General features: G+C 68.1%; 16 protein-coding genes. 1 reads left to right on the plus strand and 15 read right to left on the minus strand.

The window, feature by feature from the left end; genetic code table 11:
* Nucleotides 1-8: 8 nt before the first annotated feature.
* A complete protein-coding gene (gene rpoB, locus ABEA10_RS02360; RefSeq protein WP_345456689.1) occupies nt 9-3,479 on the minus strand; it encodes a DNA-directed RNA polymerase subunit beta in 3,471 nt (1,156 codons plus the stop codon).
* A 535-nt stretch (nt 3,480-4,014) separates the two neighbouring features.
* Here rpoB and ABEA10_RS02365 point away from each other — a divergent pair.
* Entirely contained in the window at nt 4,015-4,386 is a 372-nt protein-coding gene (locus ABEA10_RS02365) for a ClpX C4-type zinc finger protein (RefSeq protein WP_345456692.1), read from the plus strand.
* A 211-nt stretch (nt 4,387-4,597) separates the two neighbouring features.
* Here the strand turns inward: ABEA10_RS02365 and ABEA10_RS02370 are convergent, their stop codons facing one another.
* The 14 genes from ABEA10_RS02370 to ABEA10_RS02435 all read right to left on the minus strand — a co-directional run bounded on the left by ABEA10_RS02370 (nt 4,598) and on the right by ABEA10_RS02435 (nt 18,387).
* A complete protein-coding gene (locus ABEA10_RS02370) occupies nt 4,598-5,317 on the minus strand; it encodes a hypothetical protein (protein WP_345456695.1) in 720 nt (239 codons plus the stop codon).
* Nucleotides 5,314-5,883, minus strand: coding sequence for a hypothetical protein (locus ABEA10_RS02375; protein ID WP_345456698.1), 570 nt, complete (start codon nt 5,881-5,883; stop codon nt 5,314-5,316). Before ABEA10_RS02375 ends, ABEA10_RS02370 begins: the two co-directional genes overlap by 4 nt.
* A complete protein-coding gene (locus ABEA10_RS02380; RefSeq protein WP_345456701.1) occupies nt 5,847-7,265 on the minus strand; it encodes an MCE family protein in 1,419 nt (472 codons plus the stop codon). Before ABEA10_RS02380 ends, ABEA10_RS02375 begins: the two co-directional genes overlap by 37 nt.
* The gene (locus tag ABEA10_RS02385) at nt 7,262-8,560 is read right to left on the minus strand and encodes an MCE family protein (RefSeq protein WP_345456704.1); all 1,299 of its coding nucleotides are present in this window, start codon (nt 8,558-8,560) and stop codon (nt 7,262-7,264) included. Before ABEA10_RS02385 ends, ABEA10_RS02380 begins: the two co-directional genes overlap by 4 nt.
* Nucleotides 8,561-8,594: 34 nt before the next feature.
* Nucleotides 8,595-9,614 (minus strand): MCE family protein, encoded by a 1,020-nt coding sequence (locus tag ABEA10_RS02390; RefSeq protein WP_345456707.1) that lies wholly within the window; start codon nt 9,612-9,614, stop codon nt 8,595-8,597.
* A gap of 36 nt (nt 9,615-9,650) precedes the next feature.
* Nucleotides 9,651-10,670: an MCE family protein gene (locus ABEA10_RS02395; RefSeq protein ID WP_345456710.1), complete on the minus strand. Its 1,020-nt coding sequence runs from the start codon at nt 10,668-10,670 to the stop codon at nt 9,651-9,653.
* A complete protein-coding gene (locus tag ABEA10_RS02400; protein ID WP_345456713.1) occupies nt 10,667-11,959 on the minus strand; it encodes an MCE family protein in 1,293 nt (430 codons plus the stop codon). Before ABEA10_RS02400 ends, ABEA10_RS02395 begins: the two co-directional genes overlap by 4 nt.
* Before the next feature lie 43 nt (nt 11,960-12,002).
* The gene (locus ABEA10_RS02405) at nt 12,003-12,869 is read right to left on the minus strand and encodes an MlaE family ABC transporter permease (protein WP_425550852.1); all 867 of its coding nucleotides are present in this window, start codon (nt 12,867-12,869) and stop codon (nt 12,003-12,005) included.
* The gene (locus ABEA10_RS02410) at nt 12,869-13,702 is read right to left on the minus strand and encodes an MlaE family ABC transporter permease (RefSeq protein ID WP_425550853.1); all 834 of its coding nucleotides are present in this window, start codon (nt 13,700-13,702) and stop codon (nt 12,869-12,871) included. The genes ABEA10_RS02405 and ABEA10_RS02410 overlap by 1 nt, the downstream gene beginning before the upstream one ends.
* A 64-nt stretch (nt 13,703-13,766) precedes the next feature.
* Nucleotides 13,767-14,801 carry an ABC transporter ATP-binding protein gene (locus ABEA10_RS02415; RefSeq protein WP_345456715.1) on the minus strand — a complete coding sequence of 345 codons (1,035 nt, stop codon included), beginning with the start codon at nt 14,799-14,801 and terminating at the stop codon, nt 13,767-13,769.
* A gap of 416 nt (nt 14,802-15,217) precedes the next feature.
* On the minus strand, nt 15,218-15,607 hold the full coding sequence (gene rplL, locus ABEA10_RS02420) for a 50S ribosomal protein L7/L12 (RefSeq protein ID WP_345456718.1): 390 nt from the start codon (nt 15,605-15,607) through the stop codon (nt 15,218-15,220).
* 70 nt (nt 15,608-15,677) lie between these two features.
* Nucleotides 15,678-16,244 carry a 50S ribosomal protein L10 gene (gene rplJ / locus ABEA10_RS02425; protein WP_329250595.1) on the minus strand — a complete coding sequence of 189 codons (567 nt, stop codon included), beginning with the start codon at nt 16,242-16,244 and terminating at the stop codon, nt 15,678-15,680.
* 248 nt (nt 16,245-16,492) lie between these two features.
* On the minus strand, nt 16,493-17,344 hold the full coding sequence (locus tag ABEA10_RS02430; protein WP_345456721.1) for an SCO4651 family lipoprotein: 852 nt from the start codon (nt 17,342-17,344) through the stop codon (nt 16,493-16,495).
* Between the two features lie 170 nt (nt 17,345-17,514).
* Nucleotides 17,515-18,387, minus strand: a complete 873-nt coding sequence (locus tag ABEA10_RS02435; RefSeq protein ID WP_345456724.1) for an SCO4651 family lipoprotein — start codon at nt 18,385-18,387, stop codon at nt 17,515-17,517.
* Nucleotides 18,388-18,396: the final 9 nt, after the last annotated feature.

The raw sequence follows: 18,396 nt of genomic DNA on the forward strand, positions 1-18,396 counted from the left end.
TCCGCTCGCTAGACCTCTTCGACACTGCTCGGCTCACGCCGGGACAGGTCGATGCCGAGCTCCTCCGCTGCGCGGAAGACGTCCTCGTCGGTGTCACGCATCTCAATGGACATGCCGTCGCTGGAGAGCACCTCGACGTTCAGGCACAGCGACTGCATCTCCTTGATCAGCACCTTGAAGGACTCAGGGATGCCCGGCTCAGGGATGTTCTCGCCCTTGACGATGGCCTCGTAGACCTTCACCCGGCCGAGGACGTCGTCGGACTTGATGGTGAGCAGCTCCTGGAGGGCGTAGGCGGCGCCGTACGCCTCCAGCGCCCAGACCTCCATCTCACCGAAGCGCTGGCCACCGAACTGGGCCTTACCGCCGAGCGGCTGCTGGGTGATCATGGAGTACGGGCCGGTCGAACGCGCGTGGATCTTGTCGTCGACCAGGTGGAGCAGCTTCAGGATGTAGATGTAACCAACGGCGATCGGGTCCTTGAAGGGCTCACCGGTGCGGCCGTCGAACAGCCGCGCCTTGCCGGTCTTCTGCACCATGCGCTCGCCGTCGCGGTTCGGCAGGGTGCTGTCGAGCAGCTCGGTGATCTCCTCCTCGCGGGCACCGTCGAAGACCGGCGTGGCGACGTTGGTGCCGGGCTCGGCACTGTCCGCCCCGATGGCCTTCAGCTGGCGCTTCCACTCGGCGTCGTCCCCGTCGACCTTCCAGCCACGGCTGGCCACCCACCCGAGGTGGGTCTCCAGCACCTGGCCGACGTTCATTCGGCCGGGCACACCGAGCGGGTTGAGGACGATGTCGACCGGGGTGCCGTCCTCCAGGAACGGCATGTCCTCGACCGGCAGCACCTTGGAGATGACGCCCTTGTTGCCGTGACGACCGGCGAGCTTGTCCCCGTCGGTGATCTTGCGCTTCTGGGCCACGTACACGCGGACCAGCTCGTTCACGCCGGGCGGGAGCTCGTCGCCCTCTTCGCGGCTGAACACGCGGACACCGATGACCTTGCCGGACTCACCGTGCGGGACCTTCAGCGAGGTGTCGCGGACCTCACGGGCCTTCTCACCGAAGATCGCACGCAGGAGGCGCTCCTCCGGGGTCAGCTCGGTCTCGCCCTTGGGCGTGACCTTGCCGACCAGGATGTCGCCCGTGGTGACCTCGGCACCGATGCGGATGATGCCGCGCTCGTCCAGGTCGGACAGGACCTCTTCGGAGACGTTCGGGATGTCCCGGGTGATCTCCTCCGGGCCCAGCTTGGTGTCGCGGGCGTCGACCTCGTGCTCCTCGATGTGGATCGAGGACAGGACGTCGTCCTGCACCAGACGCTGGGAGAGGATGATCGCGTCTTCGTAGTTGTGGCCCTCCCACGGCATGAACGCCACCAGGAGGTTCTTGCCGAGCGCCATCTCGCCGTTGTCCGTGCAGGGACCGTCGGCGATGACGGTGCCGACCTCGACCCGCTGGCCCTCGTTCACGATCGGCTTCTGGTTGAAGCACGTGCCCTGGTTGGAGCGCTTGAACTTGGCGACACGGTACGTCGTACGCGTGCCGTCGTCGTTCATCACCGTGATGTAGTCGGCCGAGACCTCCTCGACGACGCCGGCCTTCTCGGCCGTGATGACGTCGCCGGCGTCGGTCGCCGCGCGGTACTCCATGCCCGTGCCGACCAGCGGAGCCTCGCTGCGCAGGAGCGGCACCGACTGGCGCTGCATGTTCGAACCCATCAGCGCGCGGTTGGCGTCGTCGTGCTCGAGGAACGGGATCATGGCCGTCGCGACCGACACCATCTGGCGCGGCGAGACGTCGATGTAGTCCACGTCGGCCGGCGAGATGAACTCGATCTCGCCGCCCTTCCGGCGCACCAGGACGCGGCTCTCGGCGAAGTTGCCGTCGTCGTCGATCGGCGTGTTCGCCTGGGCGACGACGTGCCGGTCCTCCTCGTCCGCGGTGAGGTAGTCGATCTGCTCGGTGACCCGGCCGTCGACGACCTTGCGGTACGGCGTCTCGATGAAGCCGAAGGAGTTGACCCGGCCGTACGAGCTCAGCGAGCCGATCAGGCCGATGTTCGGCCCTTCCGGCGTCTCGATCGGGCACATGCGGCCGTAGTGCGACGGGTGGACGTCACGGACCTCCATGCCGGCGCGCTCACGGGACAGACCGCCGGGGCCCAGCGCGTTGAGGCGACGCTTGTGCGTCAGGCCCGCGAGCGGGTTGGTCTGGTCCATGAACTGCGACAGCTGCGAGGTGCCGAAGAACTCCTTGATCGACGCCACGACCGGGCGGATGTTGATCAGGGTCTGCGGCGTGATGGCCTCGACGTCCTGCGTGGTCATGCGCTCGCGGACGACGCGCTCCATGCGGGCCAGGCCCAGGCGGACCTGGTTCTGGATGAGCTCGCCGACCGAGCGGATACGGCGGTTGCCGAAGTGGTCGATGTCGTCGGTCTCGACGGGCACGTCGCGGCCCGCCGGGCCCGTCATCTCCTCCTCGCCGGCGTGCAGCCGCACGAGGTAGTCGACGGTGGTGACGATGTCGTCCTCGGTCAGGGTGCCCTGCGTGAGGTCCAGGTCGAGGCCGAGCTTCTTGTTGACCTTGTATCGGCCGACCTTCGCGAGGTCGTACCGCTTCGGGTTGAAGTAGAGGTTCTCGAGCAGCGTCTGCGCGGACTCCTTGGTCGGAGGCTCGCCCGGACGCAGCTTGCGGTAGATGTCGAGCAGCGCGTCGTCCTGCCCGGTGGTGTGGTCCTTCTCCAGGGTGATCCGCATCGACTCGTAGTCGCCCCAGCGCTCGAGAATGCGGGCGTCGTCCCAGCCCAGCGCCTTGAGCAGAACGGTGACGCTCTGCTTGCGCTTGCGGTCGATACGGACGCCGACATTGTCACGCTTGTCGACTTCGAACTCGAGCCATGCACCCCGGGAGGGGATCACCTTGCAGCCGAAGATGTCCTTGTCGGACGTCTTGTCCAGGGTCCGGTCGAAGTAGACGCCGGACGAGCGGACGAGCTGAGAGACGACGACACGCTCGGTGCCGTTGATGATGAAAGTGCCCTTCGGCGTCATGAGCGGGAAGTCACCCATGAACACCGTCTGGCTCTTGATCTCCCCCGTGGAGTTGTTGATGAACTCCGCCGTGACGAACATCGGGGCGGAGAAGGTCATGTCCTTGTCTTTGCACTCCTCAACGGAGTACTTCGGCGGCTCGAACCGGTGATCGCGGAACGAGAGGGACATGGTGCCGGAGAAGTCTTCGATGGGACTGATCTCTTCGAAGATCTCCTCAAGTCCCGACTGGGTCGGGACATCCTTACGACCGGCCTGCTGGGCCGCATCGACCCGGGCCTTCCACCTCTCGTTACCGAGCAACCAGTCAAAGGACTCGGTTTGCAGCGCGAGGAGATCCGGGACTCCCAGAGGCTCCTTGATACGCGCGAAGGAAACGCGGTTCGGACCGGTTGCGGTAGTCGAGGCGTTGCGCGAGGCTGCCAAGAGTGGTCCTTCCGAGGGCTCGCGGCGGACTGACGACGCGCACGCCAGACGATCCACGTCCCAAAAAGCCGTGCGAGGTGGACTCTTCACGGTCTCTCAGGTTGTGGATAGTCAGAGGGCAGCGCAAAGGGGCAGTGTAGCCGAGGGCTACACCGCTGGCAAGCAGAGCGCCGCAGTATGCATCACAGTTGCTCCGCAGCATCGCTCGTCAGCGGCCCCACGTCAAGACTAGACATGGACATTTCGCCCGCTCATCAGGCGTGACGAAGACCATAGTTTAGCCGACGTTCGCCAGGCCTCCTCATCTCACTGGGTGGACATGTGCGGAGATGTCGCTCCGCCCCGGCGCAGACGGGCTTCGCGCGGGTGTCACGGAGGCCACGGGGAGGCCTCGCCCCGGCCATCGAACGGTCATCCGAAGGCCACCCGCCCCCACCCCCTCACGGCCCCGCCGCACAGCTTTTCCCGACCACTTGTCAGGGCGCCCCTGACGATCTACCTTCGTCAGGGACACCCTGACAAACGGAGGTCTCTCATGGCGATGCCCGTTCCGCCGGCCGAGCCGGTCCTGTGCACGTTCTGTGGCAAGGCCCACACCGAGGTCGACAAGATGGTCGCCGGTCCTGGAGTGCACATCTGCAACGAGTGCGTGGCCCTGGCCGAGGCGGTCATCGAGGAGTACCGCGACGCCCCGGTCAAGCCGCGGCTGCCGCTCTGGGGCTCCCTGACCGACGAACAGATGCTCGACCACATCCCGCGGGTCGCCGCGGCCGCCGATCAGGTCGAGGCCGACCTGCGCTCGTGGGTACGGGAGCTGCGCCGCCGGGGCGTTACCTGGGCGCGGATCGGACAGGCCCTCGGCATCACTCGGCAATCCGCGTGGGAGCGGTTCTCCGGCGAGGAGTGATCAGGACCGGGACCCGACGGCCCGGCCCACCTCGCGTCGGGGGCGCCGCGGCGCCCCCGACGCATCCCGGTACGGCCTCACAGGCCCGCAGAGGCCCGTGACGGGCCTTCGAGGGCATCCGTGGGACCCGGGAAGCCCTCGGCGCCCCTCAGCCGCTGTACGTCGCCCTCCTGCGGCCCTGCCGGCGACGACCGGGCCGAGGACGTCCGGACTACGGCTTCTTCGAAACCTTCGGCGACGTCTTGGAGGACGGCTTCTTCGACGCCGACGGGGCCGGGGTCGGGGAGGCCGACGCCGGGGGCGGGGTGGTCATCCTCGGGCCGTCGATCAGCCACTTCTTGCCGATCTTCTGCATCTGGAGCCGGGGCCAGGCCGTGTCCACCTGGGGCTCCTTGTGCGCGGCGTTGACCGAGATCATCTTCACGAACATGACCACCTCGACCCTCGTCGGAGTCGCGTCGGTCACCGCCGTCACCTGGATCTGGGTCAGGGCCTGGGTCTGGCTCTTCTCCACCGACGGACGGAGGATCTGCCAGTAGTCGCCGAACGACTTGGCCATCCCCGGGGTCATCTCCGACTTCGCCTTGTTCAGGTCGTAGTCGAGTGTCTTGTAGTTGTAGGACAGCAGGTCCTTCGCCTCGGACTGGGCGGCCGCGCGGGCGTCGTCGCGGGCGCGGGCGAGGGCACGGTCGTGGATCTCCTGGTGCCACAGGTACAGGCAGCACACCGCCATCACCAGGCACGCGCAGCCCAGCAGCGTCAGCAGCGGCGTCGCCGGGGACCGGCGGTCCGCCGCCGCGGTCTTCTCGGCGGCCGGGCCCTCCGGCTCGCGCTTCCGCTCCTGCTGCCGCTCCCGATCACGCTTCCGCCGGTCGTCACGCTCGGCCCGGCGCGCCGCCCGGCGGCTCTCGCTGTCCGTCTCCACCGTCACTGCAGACCGCCCATCCCCGAGACCTTCCAGTCGTCACCCCGCTTGGTGAGCTGAACCTGCGCGCTCACCCGCGACGACACCGGGGTCTTCGCCTGGCTGGACCGGGCGGTGCGCGTCACGGTGACCAGGACCTCGGCCGACTTGGAGCTGATGTTCACCACGCCCGAGGCGTACAAGGCCGCGTTGGAGATCAGCTGGTTGCTCACCACGGTCTGCTTCCAGGTCGACCCGATCTGCTGGACCGCCTGCGCCTTGAACGCGCTGTCCAGGTCCGCGTACACCCGCTGGGTGTCCTGGTCGAAGGTCTGGTAGCTGATCTCGTAGAAGTGGATGACGACCCGGCGTGCGACCTCCTGGGCGGCGGCGATGTCGGACTTGCGGGTGTCGGCGGCGTACGTGCTCTTGGCGAGGAAGCCCGCCCACACCGTCAGCGCGATGAAGATCAGTCCCAGTGCCGCGAAGGCCGCTCCCAGACGGCCTCCGCGGAACCGCCGGTCGAGCATCGCCCCCAGCCGGCCACGGCCGGCGCTCAGCCGACGATCGGGCTCAGCAGAAGCGTCTGCCATGAAGCGTCTCCCGTCAGTTGACTGACCTTGCCCAACCGGTACTGCTTTCCGTCGGGTCCCACGTAAACGCGAGTCCGGGGATCGTAGCCGGTGACGAAGAGCGTCTGAAGCCGCGATGCGGACTGCGCACCGTTCGCCGCGCCCGGCGACTGCTGCGCCGAGGCCTGCTTGGCCGCGTCCGAGGACGACGACGAAGACGACGACCCGCCCGAATAGGTCCGCTCGTACGGGAAGCCCGCGCCCGCGGTGGCGCCGGCCGGGAGCTTGGGGTACGGCCCCGCGGGCGGAGCGTTGCGCGAGCCGCGTACGGCCGTGGACGAGTTCTTCGGCAGCTTGCAGGAGGCCTTGGGGTTGACGCTCGCCGGGCGTGTGTCCTGCGGGTACCGCACCCGCGTGTTCTCGTACCCCTTGGTGCACACGGGAGGCGCGTTGAGGTTCAGCTCCATGCCGAAGTGCACGGTGCCGTCGCCGGGCGCCACGGTGAACGCGCCGCCCACGATCAGCGGGTACGTGACCAGCATCTGCCGCAACTGGGTGGAGCGTGAGGTCAGCACCTGGCCGATCACCGAGCCGTTGGCCAGCAGCGTGGGCAGCGTCGGCTGGATGCGTTCGAACAGGTCGTTCCCCTGGTCGAGCGTGCCGGGCGTGGTGTTCAGCACCGAGCGCACCGTGCCGTCGTCGTGCTTGAGCTCACCGGTCAGCGACGCGAGGTCGTGGGAGAACTGCCGGAACGTCGGCCCCTCGTCCACCTGCGTGTCCAGGACGGTACGGCCGTTGTTGAGCAGCTGGATCGTCTCGGGGTAGCTCGCGTTGAGCGCTTCGAGGATCCGCTTGTTCGAGTCGAGCAGCGACTGCAGGTCCGGACCGGTGCCCGACAGGCCCTTGTCGAGCTCGTCGATGACCGTGCCGAGGTCCTGGGGGTTGACCGTACGGACCAGCGCGTCGACGTTGCGCAGCAGCTCGTACGTCTGCACCGGCAGGTGCGTGTGCGAGACCGGGATGACCGAGCCGTCCTTCAGCGACGGGCCGTTGCCGGCCGGACGCAGGTCGACGTACTGCTCGCCGACGCCGGACCGGTTGAGGACGTAGGCCTGGACGTTGTTGGCGGGCACCTTCCTGCCCCGGTCGATGCGCAGCTCGACGCGTACGCCGTCCTTGGTCAGCCGCAGCGGGCCCACGCGCCCGACCGTGACACCGCGGTACGTGACCTCGGCGCCGGAGAAGATGCCGCCCGAGTCGGCGAGATTGACGTACACGCGGTACCGCAGGTCGAGCACGCCCTGCCCGATGCCGATGATGTTGACCAGGGTGTACGCCATGGTCAGCGCCGTGATGACCGCGAACACCAGCAGCTGGATCTTGACGCCGCGCTTGATGATCATGCGGTGCCTCCCTGGAGCAGCGCACCGAGGTCGTCACCGGGCGGGCCGCTCATGCCGAGCGGCGGCAGGATGTCGCCGATCCCCCCGGAACCACCGTTCGAGCCGGGGGTTCCCGGAGATTTGGAGGACCCGGGGGTCGCGGATCCGCTGTTCTGGCCCGCTCCGTTCGTCGTGAGCCCCGGCAGCACGCCCAGCGGCGTGTCGGGCAGGCCCGTGCGCGGCGGCGGCAGGATGTTCTGCAGCTTGTCCGCGGCCTTGGAGATGCCTGCGAGCGGCGTACCGGCGAGGAGGTTGTGCGCGAGGTCGGCGACGTTGAGATCCATGGAGACCATCAGGTTGCCGTAGTCGCCCTTGAGCGCCTGGCTGACCGTCTGCGGGAACGGGAAGGTGAACAGGCCGCCGAGGATCTTGGGGATCGTCTCGCTGGCCTTGTTGGTGTTGGTGAGGATGGTCTGCAGGGCCTTGAGGTTGGCCACGGTGTCGCCCTGCGACCGGTTGATGACGCGGGTCGCGACCGTACCCAGCTTGTCCATGTTGACCAGCAGCTTGGTGAGGTCCTTGCGCTGGGAGGCCAGGATCTTCACGGCCGGGCCGGTGCTGTCGATGGTGTCGGCGATGGTCTTGTTGTGCTTGGCGAGCGTGGCGGCCAGCTGGTCGACCTTGTCGATCGTCGTGACGATCTGGTTCTTCTGCCGGTCGAGCGTGCCGACGAAGGTGTTGAGCTGGTTCAGCACGTCGCGCAACTGCGTGGTGTGGCCCTGCAGGGCGGCGTTCAGCTCATGGTTGATCGTGGAGATCTGTTCGAGGCCGCCGCCGGTGACGAGCATCGACATCGCCGACAGCACCTCCTCGACCTCGGTGCTGCGCGAGGTGCGGTCGAGGGGGATCTCGGCCCCCGCCGCGAGGCGTCCCTGCGGTGTCTGCCCCTGCGGGGCGGACAGCGCGACGAACTTCTCCCCGAGCAGGCTGGTCTGGGAGATGGTGGCGACCGCGTTGGCGGGCAGGTCGACCGTACGGCGGAGCCGGCACGTCACGACGGCCTTCCAGTCGACCAGGTCGATCTTGGTGACCATGCCGACCGGGACGTCGTTGACCCGGCACTGCGACTGCGGCACCAGGTCCAGGACGTTCTCGAAGACCATCTTCACGTCGTACGGCCGGGAGCCGGTGTCGACACCGCCCGGCAGCGGCATCGACGACACGCCCTTGAACGTGCACCCCGACACCGCGGTGCCGAGGGCGAGCGCGAGCGCGAGGGCCCGCGGGGCCGCGCGGCGGATGGCACCTCGCCTCATCTGCGGGCCTCCCTTCCCACCTTTGTCCTTGCGCTCACGGAATGATCGGCAGCGTGTCCGTCCCGGGGGACTTGGTCGACGAGCCGCCTGAGGGGCCCTTGACGCTCGCCGGCAGTGGGACGAGGTTCTGGAGGTATCCGTCGAACCACCGGCCGGCGGACGTGGCGTCCGCCGACGTCGTGACGAACGGCCCGATGACCTTCACCGCCCGGTCGAGGTTGTCCTGGTTGCGCAGCAGGATGTCGACGACCTTGTGGAGCTGGGTCAGGGCGGGGTTCAGCGTGGCGCGGTTCTCCTCGATCGTGCCGGTGATCTGCTGGGAGAGGCTCACCGTGCCGGACAGCAGCGAGCGGACCACCGCGCGCCGGTCGTCGATCTCCTGCAGCAGCCGCGAGCCGTCCGAGACCAGCGCCGCCAGGTCCCCGCTGCGGTCGGCCAGCAGCTTGGTGACGTTGTTGGTGTGCTGGAGCAGGTCGCTCAGCGACTCGTCGCGCGAGGCCACCGCCCGGGAGATCTTCCGCAGCCCGTCCAGCGCTCCGCGGACGTTGTCCGGGGAGCCCTGCAGCGTGTCCGACAGCGTGTCGAACGCCTTGCCGAGCTGCGGCACGTCGATCTTCTGCACCTGCCCGCTGAGGTCCTGCAACGCCGGCACGACCTCGTACGACGGCGTCGTGCGCGAGGTGGGGATCTCCGAGTGCGCCGACTGTCGTCCCGAACCGCTCGGCTGGATCTCCAGGTAGTGCGAGCCCAGGATCGTGCTCAGCTTGATCGCCGCGCGTGAGGTGGTGCCGAAGCGCACCTTGGGGTCCACCGTGAAGGCGACCTTCACGTGGTCGCCCTCCAGGCCCACGCTCAGGACCTTGCCGACCTTCACGCCCGCGATGCGGACGTCCTCCGACGGCTTCAGCCCGCTGGCCTCCGTGAACGCGGCCTGGTACTTCGTCCCGCCCTCGAAGCGCGACAGGTTGAACGAGAGGGCCACGAGCAGCGTCACCGAGGTCACGCCGAGCAGACCCATCCGCAGGGGATCCCGATCCCGGAACGACCGTTTCATGGCCGTACTCCCCTCTCGACCCGAAGATGAACTTTCTCATTCTTTACACCGGGCGTTGTCGTTCACGATCTGCGGCGTGTTGACAGTGACCTTTCCGGGCAGCCCGATCCGGGCGTCCAGACTGCAGAGGTAGAAGTTGAAGAAGGATCCGTAGGACGCCGCCCGGTCGAGCAGCGTGAAGTTGGTCGGCAGTGCCGCGAACGCCTTGTCCAGGTCGTTGCCGTTGGCCGCGAGGACCTTCGACAGCTGCCCGAGCTGGGTGATGTCGTTCTTGAGCGGAGGCCGCGCCTGGCTGAGCAGGCCGTTGGTCGCGCCGATGAGCTGGTTGACGCTGACGAGCGAGTCACCGATCGCCTTACGGTCGCCTGACAGGCCCGAGACGAGGCTCTTCAGGTTGGTGATCAGCGAGGAGACCTCCTCGTCGCGCGAGTCGATCGTGCTGATCACGCGGTCGAGGTTGTCGATGACCCGGCCGATGACCTGGTCGCGGTTGCCCAGGGTCTGGGTCAGCGACGAGACGTGCGCGAGCAGGCCGTTGACCGTGCCGCCCTCGCCCTGGAGCACCTGGATGATCTCGTACGAGAGCTGGTTGACGTCCTGTGGCCGGATGGCGCGCAGGAGCGGGCGGAAGCCGTTGAACAGCGCGGTCAGGTCGAGCGCCGGCTGGGTCTGCTCCTTGGGGATGACGCCGTTCGCCGGCAGGGTGCCGCCCTGGCCCGAGCCCTGCGTCAGGGAGACGTAGCGCTGGCCCATGAGGTTGCGGTAGCGCAGCTGAGCCTGGGTGCTGCGCGGCAGCGGCTCGGACTTGAGCACCGAGACCGTCACCTGCGCGAGGGTGCCGCGGTAGAGCTTGACCGAGTCGACCTGCCCGACGCGTACGCCGGCGATGCGCACCTCGTCGCCCGGGAGCACCCCGGCCGCGTCGGTGAAGATCAGCCGATACTTCGTCGTGTCCACGAACTGGGTGTTGGAGATCGTGACCGCGAGGATGCCGGTGAACAGCGTCGCGATCACCGCGAAGATGAGCAGCTTGATGGCCGCCGACGTCGTCTTCACTTCAGCGTCACCACCATTCCGCTGGCGGCCGGGGCGTACAGCAGCGAGGCGAGGTCGGAGACCTGGTTCGCGGAGGTGCCCATCGCCGGTGCCATGAGGCTCTTCAGCATGGAGTCGTCATCGGTGGAGGAGCCGGGCTTGATCAGGACGCTGGACAGCGAGCGGCCGGCCGGGCCCTTCCACCACGTGTCGTCCTGGGTGCCGTCCAGGGTCTGGTACTGCGGGAACGGCACCTTGGGGTTGGGCACGCCGTAACAGCGGGCGTTGCGCTGGTCCTTGTTCTCCGGCGCGTCCAGGACCGGCTTGTACGCCGGCCGCGGCTTGCTCAGCTCCAGCGTGACGTGCACGCCGGGCTGGCCGCCGCCCATCGCCTCGACCAGGCGGGGCTGGATCTTGGCCATGCCCTTGAAGACGCACGGGATGGCCGGGGAGGACTTGGCGATGAGGGCGAGCGCCTGGCGGTTCGCCAGCTGCGCGCCCACCAGGCGCGGCTCGTTCTCCTCCGCGAACGGGATGAGCTTGCCGGTCAGGTCGATGCCCTTGTCCAGCAGGGAGACCAGCTGGGGCTGCTTGTCGACGATCGTCTTGTTGGTGACCTGGAGATTCTGCATGATCGACAGCAGGTCGGGCGCGGCGCCGTTGAGGTTGTCGCTGACCGTGGACAGCGCCCGCAGGTCGTGCACGATGGTCGGCAGATGGGGGTTGAGCTTCCTGAGGTAGCCGTCGGCCAGGTCGATCGTCTGCCCGATCTCCTCGCCGCGGCCCTGCAGTGCCGTGGCCAGGGCGTTGAGCGTCGCGTTGAGCTTCTCGGGCTTCACCGCGTTCAGCAGCGGCATGATGTCGTCGAGGACCTGGTTCACCTCGATGGCGGTGGTGGACTTGTCCTGGGCGATGGTGTCGCCGTCCTTCAGGTGCGGCCCCGCGTTGGCGGTGGGCGGCACCAGGTCGACGTACTTCTCGCCGAACACCGTCTTGGGCAGCATGCGCGCCGAGGAGTTGTCCGGGATCAGCGCCGCCTTGCCCGGATCGAGCGCGAGGTCGATCGCGGCGCCGGTGGCCGTCGAGTGGATGCTGCGGACCTCACCGACGATCAGGCCGCGCACCTTGACGTCGGAGTGCGGCACGAGCTGCAGGCCGGCCCGGTCGCTGTTGACGGTGACGTGGTAGACGGACTTGAAGGCCTGGTTGTACTGGGCGAGCATCAGCAGAACGAGCACGATGACGATGATCATGAACACCAGGCCGTACAGGCGGTAGCGCAGGCGTTCAGACCATGAGCCGGCGGTCATGTGCCCTCACCCGTCATCATCGCGGTTGTCACCTTCTCGTCCTCTAACCGGCTATCCGGACCGTCGTCGTGGTGCCCCAGATGGCCATCCCCATGAGCAGGTCCACGACGTTCACGACCACGAGGCTCGTACGCACCGCGCGCCCGACCGCGACGCCGACGCCGGCCGGGCCGCCGCTGGCGTTGTAGCCGTAGTAGCAGTGGATGAGCATCACGAGCATCGCGAAGACGAGGACCTTGCCGAACGACCACAAGACGTCGTGCGGCGGGAGGAACAGGTAGAAGTAGTGGTCATAGGTGCCGCTTGACTGCCCGAACGCCACCGTCACGATGATCCGTGTGGCGAAGAACGAGGCCAGCAGGCCGATGACGTACAGCGGGATGACCGCGAGCATGCCGGCCACCATGCGCGTGGTCACCAGGAACGGCAGCGACGGCACGCCCATGACCTCCAGGGCGTCGATCTCGTCGCTGATCCGCATCGCGCCGAGCTGGGCGGTGAAGCCGCAGCCGACCGTGGCCGACAGAGCCAGCGCGGAGACCGTCGGCGCGAGCTCGCGGGTGTTGAAGTAGGCGGAGACGAAGCCGCTGAAGGCCGCGCTGCCGATCTGGTTGAGGGCGTTGTAACCCTGCAGGCCGACCTCGGTGCCGGTGAAGAACGTCATGAACGCGACGATCGCCACGCTGCCGCCCATGACCGCCAGGCCGCCGGTGCCCAGGCTGACCTCGGCCAGGAGGCGGATGACCTCCTTCTTGTAGCGGACGATCACCCGCCAGACCCAGGCGAACACCCGGACGTAGAAGGCCATCTGGCGGCCGAAGTCCTCGAGGCGCTCCAGCGGCGCGTCGACGACACGCTTGGCCGTACGGAAGCCGCCGCGTGTGCTGAGGCCAGCGCGTCCCGCGACCATCACATTCCCTTCTGCGGCACGAGCTGGAAGTACAGCGCGCTGAGCACGAAGTTCTCCACGAACAGTGCCATGGCCGCGATGACGACGGTCTGGTTCACGGCGTCACCGACGCCCTTGGGGCCGCCGGAGGCGGTCAGGCCCTTGTACGAGGCGACCAGCGCGGCGGTGACACCGAAGACCACCGCCTTGACCTCGGCCTGGTAGAGGTCGGGCAGCTGGGCGAGGCCGCTGAAGGACGCCATGTACGCGCCGGGCGTGCCGCCCTGGAGCATGACGTTGAAGATGTAGCCGCCGGCGATGCCGACGACCGACACGATGCCGTTGAGGAACAGCCCGACGAAGGCGCAGGCGAGCACGCGCGGCACCACGAGCCGGTGCAGCGGGTTGATGCCGAGCACCTCCATGGCGTCGATCTCTTCGCGGATCTTCCGTGCGCCGAGGTCGGCGCAGATCGCCGAGCCGGCCGCGGCGGCGATGAGCAGCGCGGTCACGATCGGGCTGGCCTCGCGGACGATCGCGAGCACGGCGGTCGAACCGGTCTGCGACTGCGCGCCGAGCTGGCGGATGAGGTTGCCGACCTGGAGCGACAGGATCGCGCCGAACGGGATGGCGACCATGATCGTCGGCGCCACGGTGACGCTGACGATGAACCAGGCCTGCTGCAGGAACTCCTGCCACTGGAACGGCCACTTGAACGCCGCGCGCACGGTGTCGAGCGACATCGCGAAGAAGCGCCCGGGCTCGCGGAAGATGACGTTGACGGCGCCGTCGGCGACCGGGGCGAGGCGGCTGGGTCTCGTCTCGGGTTCGGTGCGCTCGGGGGCCTGTGTCATGAGTCCTCCTTCGTCGGAGGGCGTGACCACAGGGGCGCGTTCTCGATTCCCTCGCTTCGCTCGGTCATGGGCGGCCACCTCCGGCGCCGCTTCCGGCGCTCCCGGCGACGGGGGTGCGCTCGGCGACGTACCGCGGCCACTCCTCCAGCCAGTTGCGGCCCTGGTCGTCGACGAACGAACCCTCCGGCGGAGCGACGCCGTGGGCGCGCAGCCACTCGCCCGGTGCGCGCTGGGCCGCGCGCAGGCGGCCGTCGGCGGGCATGAGCTGCGGCGGGATGGGCGGCAGGACGCCGGGGTCGTGCCCCATGCGGGCCTCGGCCTCCAGCTCGGACACGTCCTTCTCCTCGGACATGCCGATGGGGCCGACCTTGCGGGCGTTGAGGAACTGCCGGACGACCGGCTCCTCACTCGACAGCAGCATCTCGCGCGGGCCGAACATCACCAGCTCGCGCCGGAACAGCAGGCCGATGTTGTCGGGAACGGTCCGGGCGGTGTTGATGTCGTGCGTGACGATGAGGAACGTCGCGTTGGTCTCGGCGTTGAGGTCGACGATGAGCTGGTTGAGGTAGGCCGTACGGACCGGGTCGAGACCGGAGTCGGGCTCGTCGCAGAGGATGATCTCGGGTTCGAGCACGAGGGCGCGGGCCAGCCCGGCGCGCTTGCGCATACCGCCGGAGATCTCGCCGGGGAGCTTGCGCTCGGCCCCGAGGAGGCCGACCATCTCCATCTTCTCCATGACGATCTTCTTGATCGCCGACTCGCTCTTCCTCGTGTGCTCGCGCAGGGGGAAGGCGATGTTGTCGAAGAGGTTCATCGAGCCGAACAGCGCGCCGTCCTGGAACAGGACGCCGAACAGCTTGCGCGTCTCGTACAGGTCGTGTTCGCGGAGATGGGGCATGTCACGGTCGCCGATCCAGCAGTGACCGCGGTCGGGCTTGAGCAGCCCGACGAGCGTCTTGAGGAAGACCGACTTACCCGTACCGGAGGGCCCGAGCATCACCGAGATCTCTCCGGCGGGCAGGGTCAGCGTCACGTCCTCCCAGATGACCTGACGCCCGAAGGACTTGGTCAGACCATCGACTCTGATTTCGACGCCCACTCGTCACCTTTCGTCCGGCCGGGGGGTATCCGGTCCAACGAGCGAGTTACCGCTGAGTCACGGTGCCGTATGACGTAGCGCCACCGCAAGGTGGCGGCCGGTTCCGTGTAAAGCGTGCAACTACCGTAGTCGTCCCTTCCACCATTGGAAGGGGCCATGGCCGATACCGGTGTCACGGCGAGGGCCTCGTAAGCAGATCGTTACTGGATCCTTATGAGACTAGCGGTCCAACAAGCCCCTTGTGAAGGGTGTCTCAACGCGGAACGGCGACGCGCTCGCGACCCGGATGAGAGGGCGACCGGCGCCCGTACGCCCGCGCCGGCTCGATGCAAGTGACCGGCGCAAGAGACGCGGGCATGAGAAAGGGCGGCCACCCGTTTCCGGGTGGCCGCCCCAAAGAGCGGTGAAGCAGACGACTACTTGACCGTCACGGTGGCGCCGGCCTTCTCCAGGGCCTCCTTGGCCTTGTCGGCCGTCTCCTTGTTGACCTTCTCCAGCAGCGGCTTCGGCGCGCCGTCGACCAGGTCCTTGGCCTCCTTCAGGCCCAGGCTCGTGAGGGCGCGGACCTCCTTGATGACCTGGATCTTCTTGTCGCCGGCGGCCTCGAGGACGACGTCGAACTCGTCCTTAACCTCGGCCTCCTCGGCCGGGGCGCCCGGAGCGGCGGCACCGGGGGCGGCGACCGCGACGGGGGCGGCGGCCTTGACGTCGAAGGTGTCCTCGAACTGCTTCACGAACTCCGACAGCTCGAGAAGCGTCATCTCCTTGAACGCGTCGAGCAGCTCGTCGGTGCTGAGCTTCGCCATGATGTCTCCTGTCCTGTAGGCCCGGTCGCTGCCCGGGCCACGTACTCAAAGGTCTGTTACGACCGCGGGATCAACCCTCGTCGGACGCTGCGGCGGGTGCCTCGGCCGGCGCCTCGCCCTCGCTCTCGCGCTTGGCCCGCAGGGCGTCGGCCAGCTGGGCGGCCTTGACCGGCAGGGCGTTGAAGGCGGCGGCGGCATTGCCCATCGACGCCTTCATCGCGCCCGCGAGCTTCGCGAGGAGCACCTCGCGCGACTCGAGGGAGGCGAGCTTGGTGATCTCGTCGGGCGTCATCGGCTTGCCGTCGACGACACCACCCTTGATCACCAGGTCCGGGTTGGCCTTGGAGAAGTCACGCAGGCCCTTGGCGGCCTCGACCACGTCACCGCGCACGAACGCGATCGCCGACGGACCCTGAAGCAGCTGCTCCAGCTCCTCGGCGACGCCGGCCTCGCGCGCCGCGATCTTGGTCAGCGTGTTCTTCACCACGGCGAACCGTGCGTTGTCTCCGAGGGACCGGCGCAGCTCGCTGAGCTGCGCCACGGTGAGCCCGCGGTACTCGGTCAGCACGGCGCCGCTCGAGCTCTCGAATGCAGATCGGAGCTCGGCGACGGCCGCCGTCTTGTCCGCTCTCGCCATGGCCCTCCTTCCAGATGTACGCCGGTGAGGAAGGCCCAGGAACAGGAAAGGCCCCGGCGCAGGCGCACGGGGCCGAACGCGACGGACGTCGCGGTCGAAAGCTCTCGTCATCACCTGCGCTGGCCACCCGCTGTGCGGGACCTTCGGCCACCCATGCGGGTGACGACCGGCGGTCTTCGGCAGACAAAAGAGTACGCGCCCGGAACCGGGAGTCCAAATCGATTCCGAGCGTGGGGAGGAAGCGGGCGTCAGCCGGGGGTGTCGTTCCCGGCGCCGAAGAGGGCCGGGTCGTCCTCCACCCGGCTCTTCGGCGGAGCCGTCACCCGGACCGGCACGTTGAAGGCCGTGTAGTACGTCGTCGACGTCACGGGCAGCTTGGCGCCGGGCGGCGTCGCCACGACGACCTTGCGCGGCAGCCGCCGTCCGTCGACCCATACGTCGAAGACCATCGTGTCGACGCCGGCCCGCGCGAAGGCCTTGCGTTCCTCGGCGCCCTGCTCGGCACCGAGTTTCGCCACGCCCGCCGCCAGGCCGAACGTGCCCTGGTAGTGGGTGGTCCGCACGCCGCCCACTGTCTCCCGGCCGACCTGGCGAGCGTCCTTGGAGGCGGTGAACATCCGCACATCGTGCGCCGGGTCGCCCTGTGCCAGCGCCTGCACCCCCTGGCCGGTGCTCAGTTCGCTGAGCCTGACGCTCGCCCACGGCTTGTCCGTCTTCGACGTGAAATCCGGCATGCGCATGTAGTACCTGCCGCCCACCACGATCTCGGTGAAGCCCCCGGTGTTCCGGCCACCGATCCGCGCCGCGGGAGCGTAGAACCTCATCGCCACCGTCGGCTTGATCCGGTAGACGAACGAACCTCTGGCCTCGTTCTGCTCGCCCGGCGTGCCGGACGTGTTGGCCATCGTGCCCCGAACCGACGTCACCCGGCTCGCCCGGTCCACCATCGCGGCCAGGGCCTTCTGGGCGGCCGTCGGACGGGCGCCGCCGTCCGACGGCGTCGGGCCGACGGCCGCCGTGTCCCGGCTCGCGTCCTCGCACGCGGTCAGCGACAGGACGATCGCGGCTCCGGCCACGTATCGAGCGGCCTTCGGCGTCATGGGAAGGGGTCTCCTCGCGATGAACGGCATGTCCCCGGCGTGGGGTCGTGCTGATGATCAGACGCCGTACACCCCGGAGGGGTTGACGTCTCGCCGAAGAGCCCGGGAATACGACACGCGGCCGCCCGGAGGGAGATCCGGGCGACCGCGTGACTTCGCGAAGCCGGGCGTCAGCCGGGGACGTTCTGCCCGCCACCCAGGAGACCGGCCCCGTCCGCGACCTGGCTCTTCGGCGGAACCGTGACCGAGACCGGCACGTTGAAGGCCGTGTAGTTGAGGGTCATCTTCATGCCCACCTTGGCGTCGGACGGCGTCGCGATGGTGACCCTGCGAGGCAGCTGCCGTCCGTCGACCCACATGTCAAAGTTGATCTTGTCGAAGCCGGCCTCGGCGAAGGACTTCTGCGCCTGAGCGCGCTGGTCGCCACTCAGCTTCGCCAAGGCGTCGGTCATGCTGTACGTGCCCTTGTAGTGGGTGGTCCGTACCCCACCGACCGTCTCCGGACCGACCTGGCGGACATCCTTGGATGCGGTGAGCAGCTTGGTGTTCAGCGCCGGGTCGCCCTGGTCGCTCTGCTGCATCGACTGCAGATCGGCGCCGCTCTCCTTGTGCAGGTCGCTGCGCTTTATGCCGACCCACGGCTTTCCGGTCCTCGCCTGGAGCTCGGGCATCTTCATGTACAGCTTGTCGCCGGTCACGATCTCGGTGACGCGTGCCGTACTCTGGCCGATCCCGCGCATCGTCATGATGAGCTTCATGGCCTTCGACGGCTTGAGCCGGCACGCCATGTTTCCCTTGAAGTCAACCTGCTGGCCGGACGCGCTCATCGCCATGGACATCGTCCCCCGGTACGACGTCACCCCGCTCGTCCGCTCCGACACCTTGGCCAGGACGTTCTGGGCGGCGGTCAGGTGGGCGGCGCCGCTCGTCGGCTCGCCGCCGGACGCCTTGTCCTGGCTCGCGCCCTTGCAGGCGGTCAGCGACAGTGCGATCGCCAGGCCCGTCGCGGCCCCGGCCACGTATCGACCGGCCTTTGGTGTCATGGGACATCC

The organism is Actinoallomurus oryzae, from assembly GCF_039541955.1.
GTDB classification, from domain to species: Bacteria; Actinomycetota; Actinomycetes; order Streptosporangiales; family Streptosporangiaceae; genus Actinoallomurus; species Actinoallomurus oryzae.

Excerpts from the sequence above, each read along its gene's own strand:
- ABEA10_RS02375 (WP_345456698.1), bottom strand. The coding sequence starts at position 5,883 with ATGGCAGACGCTTCTGCTGAGCCCGATCGTCGGCTGAGCGCCGGCCGT.
- ABEA10_RS02380 (WP_345456701.1), bottom strand. The coding sequence starts at position 7,265 with ATGATCATCAAGCGCGGCGTCAAGATCCAGCTGCTGGTGTTCGCGGTC.
- ABEA10_RS02430 (WP_345456721.1), bottom strand. The coding sequence starts at position 17,344 with ATGACGCCGAAGGCCGCTCGATACGTGGCCGGAGCCGCGATCGTCCTG.
- rplJ (WP_329250595.1), bottom strand. The coding sequence starts at position 16,244 with ATGGCGAGAGCGGACAAGACGGCGGCCGTCGCCGAGCTCCGATCTGCA.
- ABEA10_RS02435 (WP_345456724.1), bottom strand. The coding sequence starts at position 18,387 with ATGACACCAAAGGCCGGTCGATACGTGGCCGGGGCCGCGACGGGCCTG.
- ABEA10_RS02390 (WP_345456707.1), bottom strand. The coding sequence starts at position 9,614 with ATGAAACGGTCGTTCCGGGATCGGGATCCCCTGCGGATGGGTCTGCTC.
- ABEA10_RS02410 (WP_425550853.1), bottom strand. The coding sequence starts at position 13,702 with ATGACACAGGCCCCCGAGCGCACCGAACCCGAGACGAGACCCAGCCGC.
- ABEA10_RS02405 (WP_425550852.1), bottom strand. The coding sequence starts at position 12,869 with ATGGTCGCGGGACGCGCTGGCCTCAGCACACGCGGCGGCTTCCGTACG.
- ABEA10_RS02385 (WP_345456704.1), bottom strand. The coding sequence starts at position 8,560 with ATGAGGCGAGGTGCCATCCGCCGCGCGGCCCCGCGGGCCCTCGCGCTC.
- rplL (WP_345456718.1), bottom strand. The coding sequence starts at position 15,607 with ATGGCGAAGCTCAGCACCGACGAGCTGCTCGACGCGTTCAAGGAGATG.
- ABEA10_RS02400 (WP_345456713.1), bottom strand. The coding sequence starts at position 11,959 with ATGACCGCCGGCTCATGGTCTGAACGCCTGCGCTACCGCCTGTACGGC.
- ABEA10_RS02365 (WP_345456692.1), top strand. The coding sequence starts at position 4,015 with ATGGCGATGCCCGTTCCGCCGGCCGAGCCGGTCCTGTGCACGTTCTGT.